The following is a 16385-nucleotide window of genomic DNA, read 5'->3' as shown; positions in this document are numbered from 1 at the left end:
GTAAAACCTAATTTTAATGAGATTAAGAAAATTAATTATTTATATTCTTACATTATTTGTAATATCGGTTGGTTTTTTTAAGTCTCAAAGCCAGTCGGATTTCTATATCTCCGATGGTCAAGGAAATCAAAGTCTGCTTATAGATTGTAATTATCCTTTTGTAAATGGTAATTGCATTAATTTAACGGCTAATTATCCTCAATTTAAACTTACAGACTCTTATTCGGTTTCGTCAATTCCATATTCTCCTTATTCAGCTACGAACAAAACGGTAATTAAAGAAAATATAGACGATTCTTTCTCTGGAACAATAGATTTGCCTTTTACTTTTTGTTTTTATGAAAATACTTATAATAAATTAGTAATTGGCTCTAATGGAATGATAAGTTTTGATATAGGACAAGCAAATCAGCCTAATGCACCTAATTTTACAGATACTTTGCCAAGTCAAAATTTGCCTAAAAAATCTATTTTTGGAGTACTTCACGATATGTATTTTCTAAAAACTGATAATTCTGAAATAAATTATTCTGTTATAGGTTCAGCTCCATTTAGAAAATTTATTGTGAATTTTGAAGCAGGAAATGTTTCGGGATGTGAATCTCAAACTTCCACTTCGCAGATTGTTCTTTCGGAAGGAAGCAATAAGATAGAGGTTTTTGTTAAAAATAAAGAGCTTCCTTGTAATTTGGCAAAATATCCAAATGCTTTAATTGGAATAAATGATGCCTCTGGTAATTTGGGGCTTTCAGCTCCTGGAAGAAATACAGGAGTTTGGTCAGCTCAAAATGAAGCATGGATTTTTGAGCCTTCTGGAAGTAATTTAGTGCCTTATTTTACTTGGTTTGATGGAGCAGGAAGAGTGATTGGTTATAGTAAAAATCAGATGGTTTGTCCTCAAAAAGATGAAACATTTAAAGTAAACATCGTTTACAATACTTGTAACGGGCAATCTATTACTTATACTGATGATATTAATATAAAATTTGCCACAGATTATCCTACAGTTCAGCCTTATTCTAAAATAGTTTGTAACATTGCTGATAAAATTACGCTGGCAGATTATAAACAGTTTCTTACAACTAACGATATTTCTAATTTCAATTTTGAATTTATAGATGCAGCAAGTGGTTTGGCTATAGACGAAAATACTCCTTTCTCGATAAGTGCAAATAAAAATTTTAATGTAACGGTTTCCAATAAAAACACGCCAAATTGTAAAAGAACTACAACGCTCCAATTTCAATTTTTTTCTGAGAATATTCTTACCAATCAGGTTGAAGTTTGCGATATGCTGAATGATAAAATTGAGCGTAATTATTTGTTAAGTAATTTTAATATAAAATTAGTTGGGAACAATTACTATGGAATAATTCGTTATTACAAGTCTTATGATGATGCTTTAAATAATATAAATCAAATAACAGGTTATGATTTAGTAGATGGAAGCCAGTTCTTTGTAAGATTAGATTACCAAACTTGTACTAATGTTTTAGGCCCTGTAACAGTGAAATTTAATCCAACGCCTATTGTCAAGTCTCCAGTAGATATTGAAGTTAAAATGTGTGATTCTAATAATGATGGAATTGAAAATTTTAATTGGATAGATTTGGTTAAAGATAAAGTTACAGCAGATTTAGGAGTTTCTTTAATAAGAGTTTTTAGTTCTTATGACAACGCTTACAATGCATCTCCTTATAGTAGCGGCATGACTACTATTAGAGACGGACAGTATAAAGTATATGCAAGGGTAGAATATCCTGGTGGCTGTTTTTCTATTGCAGAAATTAATATGAATGTAATTTTTGGAGTGATAATACTAAATGATTCTAATACTTATATTTGTTTTGATGGTACGCAAGATATACCCGTAAATCTAGACATACTTACTAAAGGAATGCTTCTAGATCCTTTAGACGGAACGGTTACTGGACCTGTTTATTTTGGAAATTACCAAGATGCAATGGCGAATGATCCAAATAAAATAATTCCTGCCAATCAAATCATTACGGATGATGGAGATTTTGTTACCAAAACTTTCTATGCAAGGTTTGATAAAGGTACAGATTGTTATTCAATAAAAGCGATTAATGTATATTTAATTCATTTGGTTAAGAATATAGATCAATTCTCTGTTTGTGATGATTTGTATGATAATACAGAAGCTGTTCAACTTAGTAATTATTATAGATTAGTTAATTATCAATCTGGAACACAGGTTTTATTTTTTGCTTCCAATGCCGCTGCAATAGCTAATGTAAGTGGAACCAATATTACCACAGCTACAATAAACGGAAGTCTTGTGGTGTATGCTAGAGTGAGTTATCGGGATTGTGTGTTAATCTTTCCCGTAACATTTAATCTTACAAGTACTCCAAAAATTAAATCGGAAGTTACAACTGTAGTTAAAAATATTTGTGATAATAATGCAGATGGATTAGAAGAATTAGATGCTACTTTATACGAATCTCAAATTAATATAAATAATGAAAATGTAGATTTTGCGTATTATCAGTCTTATGATGCACAAAATAAAATTTTCAGTAATCCATATTATAATCCCACCAAAATTCCTATTTCTAATGGAAGTGTGGTATATGTGAGAGTAAGAGATAGGCTTTCGAATTGTGTTTCTGCTGCTAAAATTACTTTTAACTTAGAATTTTATCCGCCTATTTATTTAGCCAAAAATGCAGTTCTGAAACTTTGTGATAAAGATTTAAACTTTGGAGAATCATTTGACTTAGATTTGGCTACTTCTCAGATTTTTGACCAAAATATTAATAAAGTTCTACTCTCAGATTTAAATATAACGTATTATGTTACTGAATCAGATGCTAATAACGGAACTAATGTTGGTAAAATAACTTCACCTTTTACTACTTCTGCGGGTAATGTATATGTATATGCGCGTTTTCAATCTAGAACTTATGGTTGTTATTCGGTAGCTCCAATCAATTTGTTGTCTTATTTTCCTGCAAAAGCAAGAAATTCTATTATTCAAATTTGTGATAATAATGTAGATGGTTTTTATGATGTGAATTTGATGGATTACACTGCTCAAATGGTGCAAATTCCAAGTTCGGAAAACGTTTTTTCTTTTTATCTTAATCAGACAGATATTAGCATTTCGGGTAGAGAAATACAGAATCCAAGCAATTTTATTCTCAATCCTTATACTTCTAAAATTTGGGTCTATGTAGAAAATCTAAAAGATTGTGGAAGTAGCGCTGAAGTAAATTTTGTAAACGGAACTCAGTTAAGTTTAAGTCAGAACCAATTTAACAAAGATGTTTGTGATACAGGAAATGATAATAAGGAAACCATAAGTTTAACAGATTTTGAAACTACATTTAGTAACTTTTCATACACTTACGAATATTTTGAAACCTATCAGGATATGACAAGTTCTCAAAATAAAATTCAAACGTCTTCTTCTTATTTATTTGATGCAGAAAAAGGAATTACAAAATTTTATGTAAAAGTTTCGCAAAGTGGTTTTTGTCCTAATTATTTTACAATAGATGTTGTTTTGAAGAAAACTCCAATGATTGAAATTTCAGACTATTATTATTGTAAAAATGACGAAATAGGATTAGAAATAAGGCCAAATTTCACAGGTTTAAATGTTGTTTATTACAAATGGGAATATCCAGATGGAAGCATTTCTGAAGGAGCTAATAAAGATTTTATCTCTGGCGTAAAACAAGTTGGAACGTATAAATTAACACTTACCAATTCCCTTAATTGTGATTATACTTTAACCTTCAAAGTAATAAATATAGACACTCCAGAAATTACAACTCTTAGAGGTCAAAATGATTATTATGATGTAATTGCAATAGGCATCGCTGGTAGAAAGATTCTCTATTCTATGGATATGATGAATTGGCAAGAAAGCAATCGTTTTGGAAATTTGAAACCTGGTGATTATACTTTTTATGTAAGATATTCAGATTCAGATTGCCGTGGAGATATGAGAATGGGAAGGATTTTCAGCATTATCAATACGCTTACGCCAAATGGAGACGGAATTAATGATTATTGGAAACTTTTGGGACTAGATGTTTTCCCTGAGAGTTCTACTTTGCAGATTTTTGATAAATTCGGAAATTTGGTTTACAAACAAATTAGCAATACCGAATTTATTTGGGATGGTAAATTCAATGGAAGAAACTTAGCCACGGATGCTTATTGGTATCTCATCAATGCAGCAGACGGAAGAATATATAACGGCTGGATTTTATTGAAAAATAGAAATTAAAATAACTAAAAAAAGCTTCATCGCGGTGATGAAGCTTTCTTTTTTATTGTTCTAGTTTGAAACTATCTTTTAGCGTAACCGTTCTGTTGAAGATTAATTGCTCTGCTGTAGAATCTTTATCAGGAGTAAAATAACCAATTCTTTGGAACTGATAATGGTCTCCCACTTTTGCATTTTTAAGGCTTGGCTCAGCAAAACCTTGAACTTTTTTCAGGGAATCTTTGTTCACGAATTCCATGAAATCTGTTTCTTTTTCTGCGTCTGGTTGCTCGTGAGTAAATAATCTGTCGTAGATTCTTACTTCAATCGGTAAAGCATGTTTTGCAGAAACCCAGTGAAGCGTTCCTTTTACTTTTCTCATACTTGCCTCAGTTCCGCTTCCAGATTTAGATTCTTCATCATAAGTAGCGTAAATAGTGGTAATTTCGCCATTTTCGTCTTTTTCTACTCTGTTGGCTTTAATAATGTAAGCAGATTTTAGTCTTACTTCTCCACCAATGGTTAATCTGAAGAACTTTTTCGGTGCTTCTTCCATGAAATCCTCTCTTTCAATGTAAAGTTCTCTGCTGAAAGGCACTTCTCTAGTTCCTGCATTTTCGTCTTCAGGATTATTTTCTGTTTCTAGCCATTCTTCTTTATCTTCAGGATAATTTTCGATGATAAGTTTTACAGGATTTACCACAGACATTACTCGGGTAGAAATTTTGTTGAGGTCTTCTCTCACACAGAATTCTAGCAACTGAATATTGATGAGGTTTTCGCGTTTTGCAACGCCCACTCTATCAATAAATTCTCTGATGGCTTTCGGAGTGTAACCCAATCTTCTCATTCCAGAAATCGTAGGCATTCTAGGATCATCCCAGCCTGTTACTACACCTTCTGCTACTAATCTTTGTAATTTACGTTTAGATGTTACCATGTAAGTAACGTTCATTCTCGCAAATTCTCTTTGTTTATTTCTTACTTTTCCGTCTTCATAGACTTGGTCTAAATACCAATCATAAAGAGGTCTGTGGTTTTCGAATTCTAATGAACAAAGGGAATGTGAAATTTGCTCTAAATAATCAGATTCACCATGAGCCCAATCATACATAGGATAGATTTTCCATTTTTCACCAGTTCTGTGGTGTGGTCTTTTCAGAATTCTGTACATAACAGGGTCACGCATGTTCATATTTGGCGAAGTCATGTCTATTTTAGCTCTTACAGACATTGTACCTTCTTCGAACTCTCCGTTTTTCATTCTTTCGAATAAATCTAGAGATTCTTCTATAGGTCTGTTTCTATATGGAGACTCTATTCCTGCTTCGGTAGGATTTTTTCTTTGTTCTGTAATTACTTCAGAAGGCTGTTCATCTACATAGGCTTTTCCTTGTTTAATCATTTCTACGGCCCAATCATACAACTGCTGGAAGTAATCAGAAGCGTATAACTCTTGGTCGTATTTGAAGCCAAGCCATTTAATATCTTCTTTGATGGCATCTACGAATTCTTGCTCTTCTTTTTCGGGATTTGTGTCGTCAAATCTTAAATTAACAGGAGCACCATATTTTTCTCCTAAACCGAAGTTGATACAAATCGCTTTGGTATGTCCTACGTGTAAATAACCATTAGGTTCTGGTGGAAATCTAAAACGTAATTTAGATTTATCTAAACCATTTTCTAAATCATTTTCGATGATTTGTTCAATAAAATTGAGCGGTTTTTTTTCTTCTTCCATAATCAGTTCTTGAATCCTGCAAATTTAAGAAAAATTAAATTCTTTTTTAAATTAAAAAATAGTCTAATAATCGTTGATGAGAATATAGTTTTATGATAGAATTTTCAACATTTTAATTATTATTCTCATATTTAAAAAACTATTTTTAGTTGAATAAAAAAATTGAAACATTGGTTTGTAAAAAAAAAATTAAAATTAAGAATAGGAATTTTTACAAGTGGAAGTAAATTAATAATTAACCAGTCTGTTATCGTTTATGATTTGAGGTTAAAAAAATGTGAAAACAGTGTTTGTTAATAATTTAATATATGCCAATTATTGCTGTTAATTTCTAAATAATAAATCGCATTTTTAAAAAATGTGATTTTTTTTGCTGTGTATGAAAAAAAAGACTATTTTTATTTACACAAACAAAATTACACAAAAGTGTAATTGATATTTACAAAATTTCTATTGAAATTTGTAATTAACAAACGATGAAAATATTATGTCAATCTCAGTAGCTATCGTAGAAGACGAGAAGCATTACAACAATGCGCTCAAAAAGATAATTGATTACGATGCCGATTTGCATTGTGTAGGTCAATTTTATTCTGGTAAAGCAGCTCTTGTTTCCTTACAAGAGATTCACCCCGATGTGGTTTTAATGGATATTAAACTTCCTGATATGAGCGGGATAGAAGTCATCGCCCAAATATTAGATACATTGCCTGCTACTCGATTTATGATGTGTACGAGTTTTGAAGATGACTTGCACATTTATGAAGCGCTAAAAGTTGGAGCCACAGGTTATCTAATAAAAGGAGAAAGCATGGATAAGATTATTGCCTCTATTAAAGATGCCTATAAAGGCGGTGCTCCGATGAGTTTCGGGGTGGCAAAAAGAGTTCTGCAATATTTTAGAGAAGAAAAAACCAATTTCAATAATCATCTGAATGAACTTTCTAAAACAGAGCATGATATTCTGGATCTTCTAGCGAAAGGTCATCTTTACAAAGAAATAGCAGATATAAAAGAAGTTACACTAGATACTGTAAAAAAACATGTAGGAAATATCTATAAAAAGCTACATGTGAATAATAAAGTAGAAGCCATAAACCTGTTTAAAAATCAATAATTAATAACTAAAAATCGAATTATGAAAAAGAAGACTACTCTCTCTTTATTAGGGTATATTGTAGTATTTTTCTTGTTGTTTTCCTGTGGAGACAAGAAAAATTTGTCTAAAGAAGATTTACTGTTGGCGCATGTACCGATGCCAGTAAAATTAGATTCTGCAATGAGACACAGTTTTGATACCGTAACGTATAAAATCCTTAAAAGACTAAATCCTAAAAATGTAAAATCATTTAAAGTAAGCAAAGAAAATTATTTAAAAATGATTGATCAAATTCCTGTGAATGCAGACAGAGTAGCATTCAGTTTTGTTCAATTTAATAAGGCGAAGTTCCTGAATAAATATCAGGAATTGACTAAATTTGATGGTTCTCTTTATCTGCTGTATTACTATATGGATAAATCTGGCAATAATGTAGGTAATAAAGCTTATGCAATGCTAGATGTAAATAACATAGTGGAAGTTTCTGAGACGGATTACCAAATCATGGAAAATGATTATATCCAAAATATTAAACCTCAAATAGATGCAGTAGTACAAGGTGCTCAAGGAAATACGCTAAGAGTAAAAATTACCAAAGATGAATTGTTAGCTTACAAAAATAAAGTAACAGCTAAGGCAAATGTCAAAAATTTTAAAATTACACTTGCACAGAGGGTAAATTATGAAACTTTACTCACCTCAACCGAAGCTAATATTTTGAGAAAAAAATTAAAATTGTATAATGATGAAAGTGTTGGTCAAATGACTTTTATTACAGACTGTCAAAACGCTCAAGGGAGTGATGTAGAAAGTTTGTCTGGTTTTGATTTGAATACTTTTTGTCCTAATGATTGCCCATAATGTTGATATTGATAGATAAAATTTTAGATTATACGTATGACATTGTTGTGGCCATAGCAATGATATACTCTATTTATTTATGGGTGAAAAAAGGATATACTGCCAAACAAAAATATTTTTTCCTCTATTTAGTGGCTGTATTTATAGTAGATGTTTTAGGGGTTGTATTTATAAGAAAAGCTTTTAAGATTCATCAGACTTATTTGTTTTTCCCATTTATCATATTTTCCATACTGTATTTCAGGTATTTTTATATCCAAGATTATAAAACAAAAAAAGACCATTATTTTTTAAATGCTATTGCGGCTATTTCTGTAGGAATGTCATTGTATTTCCAATTTTCTATTGGTTTTCCAAAATTCAATAATAATGTATTTCTCATGATGATTCTGTTTTTCTTATTAGCGAGTTTACAGTGGTTTTTATACATTATTAGATTTGTAGATGAGCAGAATATCACAGTAAAACAATCATTTTGGGTAAGTTTTGCTCTACTTTTTTGGAGTATTTTTTCTTTGTTCAGAATGTATCTTGGAACATGGTTATATAATTATAATCAAGATATTTTTAATGTGATTAATTTTTTATTTAGTATTTGTAATATCATGATGTATTCCTTTTTTATAAAAGGTTTAAGATGTGTAGATTATAATGTTTTACGTACGTTTAACTCTTTTAAAAAATAAATTTTGACTCAAATTCTACCAGACCCAGTATTATTGGTACTTATTTTTGCAATCATTATTCTATTAATGTTTGTAGGGTTTATTATTTTGGTAGTGATGGTGTACAAAAAAAAACAAGCAGCATTCATTAATGAAAAACTGCTTCAGGAGATAGAACATCGTAATGTAATTCTAGAAAAAGAATTAGAAATTCAGAAAAAAATTCAAGAAGAAAGAGAGAGAATTTCTCATGATATGCATGATGATCTGGGTGCTGGGATTTCTGCGTTGAAACTTCAAGCAGAATTTTTAAAACAAAAAGTGGGAGAACAGCATCTCAAAGAAGATATAGATGATTTACTTAAGACTTCAGAAGAAATGAACCTCTCGATGCGAGAAATGCTTTGGAGCCTTAATTCTAGTAATGACAATCTGGGAAATTTTATGCAATATGTATTGCTTTATGCTGAGAATTTTTTCAAGAAAACAGATGTTAAAATCAATATTACCAGAAAAGTAGAACTTCCTGATACTAAATTGAATGCAGAAATCAGAAGAAATTTCTTCCTCTGTGCTAAAGAAGCGCTAAATAATGTCTATAAACACAGTAAAGCTCAAAATGTAGATATTCTTTTTACATTAAAAGATCAACGTTTCACCATGGAGATTATAGACGATGGAGTAGGATTAGGAGAGAGTTTAACTTCAGGAAATGGTCTTAATAATATGCAGCGTAGAATTCAAAATTTATGTGGAAATTACACCATTAAACCAAGTGAAAAAGGACTGCATTTAGTCTTTGAAATAAAATTGTGATATTACACAAAAGTGTAATTGACTTGTTTATCATGGTTCACTACTTTTGTCACGGTAAAAACAATCATGAAAACATTCTAGAAACACAAGTGAAAAAAAACTAACAACCAAACGTCTTAGCAATAAGGCGTTTTTTTATGTGTTTAGCATGATTTTTGTAATAATAATTATGAATTCTTATTTCTGTATTTTTAATTAACACTATTGTATAGCAAAGAATTCATTTTAGCTTCTGTCTTTTGCAGAAGCTTTTTTTTGGGTTTTATGACAATTATCACGGTCAATAAAAAAAAAGCTACAAGCAATAATCCTAACTTTGAATAGTAAAACAATAAAAATGAAAAAATTCTATTTTCTTTTTTTAATTTTTGTTGTACAAATCAGTTTTGCACAAGATTTTTTTTATAAAAAAGACGCTTCATCTATTCCCATTGTAGGCGAAGAATCCCTTGTGATTTTTGAAAAACCTCCCGTAAATAAATACGAAGAATTAAATGCCGAAAAAAGCATTGGTCCTAGCTTTCTTCGTTTTTTCGATACCAATCTTAATACGTTTGTGAATTTAAGCTACAAAATCATTAAAAATCAAATTGATAGAGATGTGCTTAAGTATACCGATTCCTTTTCTGCAAAAAGAACCTACCTTTTTGACCAAAGAATTCCTGCTTTTAAAGTGAAAAGAGAAATCGTTACCAAAAATCAAAAGGAAAGATTAACAGCATTCTCCGCGCAATTTATTCCTGAAATCGTAAAAGGAAATGCATTGGTATATCAACTTCACCATATAGAATGCAATGCAAGTGGTGCTAAAGTCTGGGAAAAAACCAATTTCAATAATTACGAAATCAAAATTAATATTGCTTATCAATCAGGAGGAAAAAAAGAAATATTCGCTTTCCAAAATGTAAAAGTTCCGCTCGTGGAAATAGGAAATGCAGAGCAATTTAATGTTTTGGATGAGAATAATGACTATAAATACATTACCGATTTATTCGTCATTCCAGATGATTTTGTTTTGTTAGAAGTTTTTGTAAGTGTTCAGGAAACCAGCGCTTCAAAAGTGAAAGCAGATAAAGTTCAAAGGCTTAAAAATGAATATTCAGATGATTCTAAACAAATCGTAGATAAATTGATAAAATATTTAAGAGATAATAAAAAATTACAGAAAGAAGGCAGTCCTGACTAAAATGAAAAACGCTAAGAGGAAATTACTATTAATCATTAAAAAATGGATAGATGAACTTTTTATAGATACAGTTTAATCTTTCCATGACTATTAAAACTACTATGTAGAAACCTTGAAAATTATTTCAAGGTTTTATTTTTTATGCCACATTTGGTCGCCTTCTAATTGCAAATGAGTTTCAAAATTATTCGTGAAAAGTGCACCTGTTCCCAATCCTTGAGGTAACGGATTTTTCTTAGTATAAGTGTACTGGCAAATCGCATTCAAGCCAATATTGCTTTCTAGAGCAGAAGTAATCCACCAATCTATGTCTAAACTTTCAGCAAGGACAATCCATTCATCAGAACCCGAAAATCCGCCTACTAAAGCTGGTTTTAGAATGATGTATTGTGGTTTAATCGTTTCTAAAAGTTTCTTTTTTTCTTCAAAATCTATCACGCCAATAAGTTCCTCATCTAAAGCAATAGGTGTAGGTGTTTCTGCGCATAATTTAGCCATGTCATTCCAAGGAACACAGCAGTCCGTTGAATTTATTTCATCAGTTTCTTGGCTCTTTTTAGTTTTTACTTGGCTCTTTTTTATCGGTTGTTCAATCGAATGAATTCCTAAATCCGCCAATTCTTGTAAAACCATTCTAGCCTCTTCATAAGAAAAAGCACCATTAGCATCTACTCTTAGTTCCAATTGTTCTTTCGGGAATTTTTCTCTGAGTTTTTTGATGATTTCTTTTTCAGATTTCCAATCTACCCCTATTTTTAATTTGATGCAGTCAAAACCTTTTGCTAATTTTTCTTCAATTTGAGATTGCATAAAATCTGCATTTCCCATCCAGATGAGTCCATTGATTTTTATAGAATCTTTACCATCAGTAAAATCACTCGGAAAATACAAATCTTCGCCATGTTCTAGGTTAAGAAGCGCTTGTTCTAATCCAAAAATAATAGAAGGATAATGCAGCAGTTCTTTTTTTAAAACTTCAAAATCTAAATTTATGTTTTTGCAAAGCCAAGTGAGTTTTTCTTCATAATCAGGAACGTCATCATAGCTCAATCCTCTGAAAATGGCACATTCGCCAATTCCTTTTTTGTTATTTTCAGAAATTTCTAAAAGATAAGTTTCCTTAGTGGTAAGAACTCCTCTAGAAGTTCCACTCGCTTGTTTAAAGATGAGTTCGTGTCTAGTAAATTGAGCGTTCATTTAATTTGTTTTTTGTTGGCCTCTAAAAATAAAATACAGAATAGAGCCTAAAACGGGCAACAAAAGTACAATTAAAACCCAAATAATTTTATTGGTAGAATCCTTAAAATTGCTTTTTAAAATGTCAATAAGGGCAAAAATCCATAAAACAGAAGGTAAAAGAATAATGAACAAAACGAAAACCAAGTGCAGAATAGACAAGGACAAAAAAGTGAGAATCATGATGATATTTTGATATAAAAATAATAAAAAAATCGTAAAATCAAGAGAGACTTTACGATTTTATAATCAGTAATTTTATAAATTTCTAAGGTTTTAAAGCTTTTGCCATAAATTCTTCGGCTTTGGTTACCATTGCAGCACTTCCGCAGAAGAAAGGTACTCTTTGGTGTAATTCTGTAGGTTCTATTTCCAGAATTCTTCTGTAGCCATCACTCGCTTTTCCGCCAGCTTGTTCTGCTAATAATGCCATTGGATTACATTCGTATAATAATCTCAGTTTTCCTTTTGGAGATTGTGACGTAGAAGGATAGATGTAAATTCCACCTTTAATCATATTTCTGTGAAAATCTGAAACCAATGAACCAATATATCGAGAAGTATAAGGTCTGTCTCCTTCTTCTAACTGACAATATTTAATGTAATCTTTCACACCTTGAGGAAATTTAATGTAATTTCCTTCGTTAATGGAATAAATTTTTCCCGTAGTTGGGAATTTCATATTCGGGTGAGAAAGGTAATAAGTGCCAATAGAAGGGTCTAAAGTAAATCCATTCACACCATTTCCTGTAGTGTAAACAATCATGGTAGAACTTCCGTAAACTACATAACCTGCTGCAACTTGTTTTACGCCTTTTTGTAAAAAATCTTTCAGTTGAACAGGTGTTCCAGGTTCCGTAACACGTCTGTAGATAGAGAAAATAGTTCCTACTGAAACATTTACATCAATATTAGATGAACCATCTAATGGATCAATCAAAACCACATATTTATTAAGGTGAGCGTTGCTTGTCGCTTTAATTTCTATAAAATCATCACTTTCTTCAGAGGCAATTCCGCAGACTACTTCACGCTGAGAAAGGGCTTCTATAAAAAGATTATTGGCTAAAACATCTAGTTTTTGTTGGTCTTCACCTTGTACATTCTGGTTTCCGGCATGACCGATGATTTCTGCGATTCCCGCCTTGTTTACTTCTCTATTCACTACTTTAGAAGCCAATCTTATGGCGCTCAAAAGTCTAGAGAGTTCCCCTGTGGAATATTTAAAATCGTCTTGTTTGTCAATGATAAATTCACCTAAAGTTTGAAAAGTTTGTTCAGACATTTTTTTGGTATTTGCTTGTTTGTAAATTTCGTAATTTTTAGTCATATTTCCCAAAAAATATTCAATTGATTCATATGGAAATAATTTAATAAATTTGAAGGTTTGAATTGATTTTAGATAAAAGAAGATGAAAATTTTTAAATTCGGAGGAGCATCAGTAAAAGATGCAGAGAGTGTAAAGAATGTAGCGAAAGTGTTAAGCTCGCAAGGTTTTGAAAAATGCCTATTAGTAGTTTCTGCCATGGGAAAAACTACCAACGCATTAGAAAAAGTAGTAGAATACTATTTTAAGAAGGAAGATTACCAAAATGAGGTAGAAAAAATAAAACAATCTCACTTAGAAATCACTAAAGGTCTTTTTGCCGAAAATCATAAAATTTTTGGGGAAGTAGCTTTGTTTTTTGATGATTTAGAAGCTTTTTTGAGAAGAAATAAATCGCCAAATTACAATTTTGTGTATGATCAAGTAGTGAGTTGTGGTGAAATGATTTCGTCTAAAATTCTGAGTGAGTATCTTAATGATATCAATTTTAGCAATGCTTGGCTAGATGCAAGAGATTACATTAAAACGGATGATACGTACAGAGAAGGCGTAGTCAACTGGCAAGAAACCGAAAAGAATATTAGCGGTCTAGACCAGAATCAATCGTATGTTACTCAAGGTTTCATCGGTTCAGAAGCCAATAACTTTACCGTAACTTTAGGAAGAGAAGGTTCAGATTACTCTGCGGCGATTTTTGCGTATTGTTTAAATGCTGAAGCCATGACCATTTGGAAAGATGTTCCGGGTGTGATGACAGGTGACCCTAGAAAATTTGAAAACGTAACCTTGCTTTCTAATATTTCTTACGAAGAAGCCATAGAAATGGCGTATTACGGAGCTTCGGTAATTCACCCGAAAACCTTACAACCGCTGAAACAAAAGCACATTCCTTTTTATGTGAAATCTTTTGTAGAGCCAGAAAAACCTGGAACTAAAGTAGGAAATTCTGATGTAAACCAAAGCGAAGAAAGTTATATCCTAAAAGAAAATCAAGTGTTAATGAATATTTCTACGAGAGACTTTTCTTTCATTGCAGAAGATCATATCAGTCAGATTTTTAATCTTTTGGCAAAACATAAAATTAAAGTTTCAATGATGCAGAACTCTGCGATTTCTTTGGCGCTTTGTCTGGAAGATAAATTTGGGAAAATAGATGAGGTAAATCAAACGTTAACTCAACAATTCAGCACAGATGTTGTGAAGAATGTTTCGCTCTACACGGTAAGAAATGCCAATATGGACGAGCTTTCTACTTTCTACGCTGACAAAAAAATCCTTTTAGAACAAATTTCAAAAAACACAGTACAAATCGTTACGCAATAACCAACCATGAGCCTCATTTCTAAACAAGATTTTATCAAAGCAGCAGGATTGCAGAAATTCGGATTTATTAAAAGTCCGATTGCTTCTACCATTATGGGACTTACCAAATTGAATGATGTCAATAGATTGTATGACAGCATAAAACACCATGAAGGAGTAGCTTTTTTCGATGCTTTTCTCAAAAAATTAGAAATCCAATACGTAGCCTTCGAAGAAGATTTGGCTAAAATCCCTAAAACAGGACCTTTCATTTTGGTAGCCAATCATCCTCTAGGAGCGATTGATGGGATTCTGATGTGTAAAATCCTTACAGAAATTAGACCAGATTTTAAAATCATGGGCAATTTTCTTTTACAGAAAATAGAGCCTATGAAAGATTATGTGATTCCTGTGAATCCTTTTGAAACCAGAAAAGAAGCATACAGCAGTATTTCTGGAATGCGTGATACATTGAAACACCTTCAGGAAGGCGGTTGTATCGGTATTTTTCCTGCGGGAGAAGTGTCGAATCGCAATAATGTTTTTGATGAAGTTCTGGATAAAGAATGGGAAATTCCAGCACTTAAATTGATAAAAAAAGCAAAGGTTCCAGTGGTTCCGATGTATTTCCATACCAAGAATTCGAGTAAGTTTTATAGCATTGCCAAAATTCATGCAGATTTACAAACGCTCTTGCTTCCATCTGAAATGATGAAGAAAAGAGACAAGCCGATTAGAATAAGAATAGGAAAGCCTGTTTCGCCAAAAATTCAAGAAGAATATGAATCGGTGAAAGAATTAGGAGATTTCTTGAGAAAGAAAGTCTACATGATGAAGTCTTACTATGAAAGGAGAAAATCCATTGCAGCGCTTTTTAAACTGTCTAATTTGCCGATTAAATTTCCGCTGAAATCTGGACAAGAAGTGATTCAGAATATCATAGACGAAACACCTCATGAAGACATTCTAAAAGATATAGAAAATCTTAAAAAGAAAGATAAACTCTTATTCTCCAACTCTAATTACGAAGTGTATTTCACCGAATATGACGAAATTCCTTCAATGATGAGAGAAATCGGAAGACAGCGTGAGTTAACTTTCCGAGCAATAGGAGAGGGTACAAACTTGCCTTTTGATTTAGATGAGTATGATAAGCATTACCATCATCTTATTCTTTGGGATAATAGTGCTCAAAAAATCGCTGGAGCGTACAGAATGGCATTAGGAGCTCAGGTCATGAAAAAATATGGAATTAGTGGCTTTTATACGAGTTCATTGTTTGAATTTGACCAAGAAATTCAACCTTTCTTTAGAAAAGTGATAGAAATGGGTCGTGCTTATGTGAACCTAGAATACCAGCAAAAACCATTGCCACTGTTCTTATTATGGAGAGGAATTGTGCATGTTTGCCTCAAAAATCCTGAACATAAATTCTTAATGGGTGGAGTAAGCATCAGTAATAAGTTCTCCGATTTTTCTAAGTCTTTGATGATTGAATTTATGCGTTCACATTATTATGATTCTGTAGTCGCACAATACGTGCATCCTAAAAACGATTTTAAGGTAAAGCTTAAAGTAAAGGAAAAACACCTCTTTTTTGAAGGTTTAGACAATGATTTGAATAAGTTTGATAAGCTCATTGATGATTTAGAGCCAGAGATGAGAATGCCGGTTTTAATAAAAAAATATATCAAGCAAAATGCTAAGGTTATCGCATTTAATGTAGACCCTAATTTCAATGATGCGATAGACGGACTCATGTATATCAGAATAAGTGACCTTCCAGAAAGTACGATTAAGCCCGTTTTAGAAGAAATGAGTGAACAATTAAAAGAAAGTTAAAAAATAATGAACTTGAAAATCAAGGAGTTCAAAAAAAAATGTAAAATTCTTTTGAAAAGACTTGCG

The 16385-nt window shown here is 31.7% G+C and carries 12 protein-coding genes; 8 read left to right on the top strand and 4 right to left on the bottom strand.

Annotation, left to right across the window (positions count from 1 at the left end; all coding sequences use genetic code 11):
- The first annotated feature begins 16 nt into the window (after positions 1–16).
- Positions 17–4264 (top strand): T9SS type B sorting domain-containing protein, encoded by a 4248-nt coding sequence (locus N7277_RS00125; RefSeq protein ID WP_274779771.1) that lies wholly within the window; start codon positions 17–19, stop codon positions 4262–4264.
- 43 nt (positions 4265–4307) lie between these two features.
- Here N7277_RS00125 and N7277_RS00120 read toward each other — a convergent pair whose 3' ends face one another.
- Positions 4308–5984 (bottom strand): glutamine--tRNA ligase/YqeY domain fusion protein, encoded by a 1677-nt coding sequence (locus N7277_RS00120; RefSeq protein WP_274779770.1) that lies wholly within the window; start codon positions 5982–5984, stop codon positions 4308–4310.
- A gap of 487 nt (positions 5985–6471) precedes the next feature.
- On the opposite strand from N7277_RS00120, the gene N7277_RS00115 reads away from it, so the two are divergent.
- From N7277_RS00115 to N7277_RS00095, 5 genes are all read left to right on the top strand, one after another.
- Positions 6472–7101 carry a response regulator gene (locus N7277_RS00115; protein WP_274779769.1) on the top strand — a complete coding sequence of 210 codons (630 nt, stop codon included), beginning with the start codon at positions 6472–6474 and terminating at the stop codon, positions 7099–7101.
- A 21-nt stretch (positions 7102–7122) separates the two neighbouring features.
- Positions 7123–7944, top strand: a complete 822-nt coding sequence (locus N7277_RS00110) for a hypothetical protein (protein WP_274779768.1) — start codon at positions 7123–7125, stop codon at positions 7942–7944.
- Between the two features lie 8 nt (positions 7945–7952).
- Entirely contained in the window at positions 7953–8630 is a 678-nt protein-coding gene (locus N7277_RS00105; RefSeq protein ID WP_274779767.1) for a hypothetical protein, read from the top strand.
- Between the two features lie 3 nt (positions 8631–8633).
- A complete protein-coding gene (locus N7277_RS00100; RefSeq protein ID WP_274779766.1) occupies positions 8634–9425 on the top strand; it encodes a sensor histidine kinase in 792 nt (263 codons plus the stop codon).
- Between the two features lie 337 nt (positions 9426–9762).
- Positions 9763–10611 carry a hypothetical protein gene (locus N7277_RS00095; RefSeq protein WP_274779765.1) on the top strand — a complete coding sequence of 283 codons (849 nt, stop codon included), beginning with the start codon at positions 9763–9765 and terminating at the stop codon, positions 10609–10611.
- A gap of 132 nt (positions 10612–10743) precedes the next feature.
- Here N7277_RS00095 and N7277_RS00090 read toward each other — a convergent pair whose 3' ends face one another.
- The 3 genes from N7277_RS00090 to fbp all read right to left on the bottom strand — a co-directional run bounded on the left by N7277_RS00090 (position 10744) and on the right by fbp (position 13132).
- Complete coding sequence (locus N7277_RS00090) at positions 10744–11808, bottom strand: o-succinylbenzoate synthase (RefSeq protein ID WP_274779764.1); 1065 nt, start codon at positions 11806–11808, stop codon at positions 10744–10746.
- Positions 11809–12030, bottom strand: a complete 222-nt coding sequence (locus tag N7277_RS00085) for a PLDc N-terminal domain-containing protein (protein WP_274779763.1) — start codon at positions 12028–12030, stop codon at positions 11809–11811.
- Positions 12031–12115: 85 nt separating this feature from the next.
- Positions 12116–13132 (bottom strand): class 1 fructose-bisphosphatase, encoded by a 1017-nt coding sequence (gene fbp, locus N7277_RS00080; protein WP_069797829.1) that lies wholly within the window; start codon positions 13130–13132, stop codon positions 12116–12118.
- Between the two features lie 127 nt (positions 13133–13259).
- Here fbp and N7277_RS00075 point away from each other — a divergent pair, with 127 nt between their 5' ends.
- Together N7277_RS00075 and N7277_RS00070 are read left to right on the top strand one after the other, a co-directional pair.
- Complete coding sequence (locus N7277_RS00075) at positions 13260–14498, top strand: aspartate kinase (RefSeq protein ID WP_274779762.1); 1239 nt, start codon at positions 13260–13262, stop codon at positions 14496–14498.
- 6 nt (positions 14499–14504) lie between these two features.
- Entirely contained in the window at positions 14505–16319 is a 1815-nt protein-coding gene (locus tag N7277_RS00070; protein ID WP_274779761.1) for a lysophospholipid acyltransferase family protein, read from the top strand.
- Positions 16320–16385: the final 66 nt, after the last annotated feature.

It is taken from the genome of Cloacibacterium sp. TD35 (assembly GCF_028864635.1).
GTDB lineage: Bacteria > Bacteroidota > Bacteroidia > Flavobacteriales > Weeksellaceae > Cloacibacterium.
The sequence above is the reverse complement of the archived record's forward strand: the minus strand, read 5'-3'. Positions and strand labels throughout refer to the sequence as shown.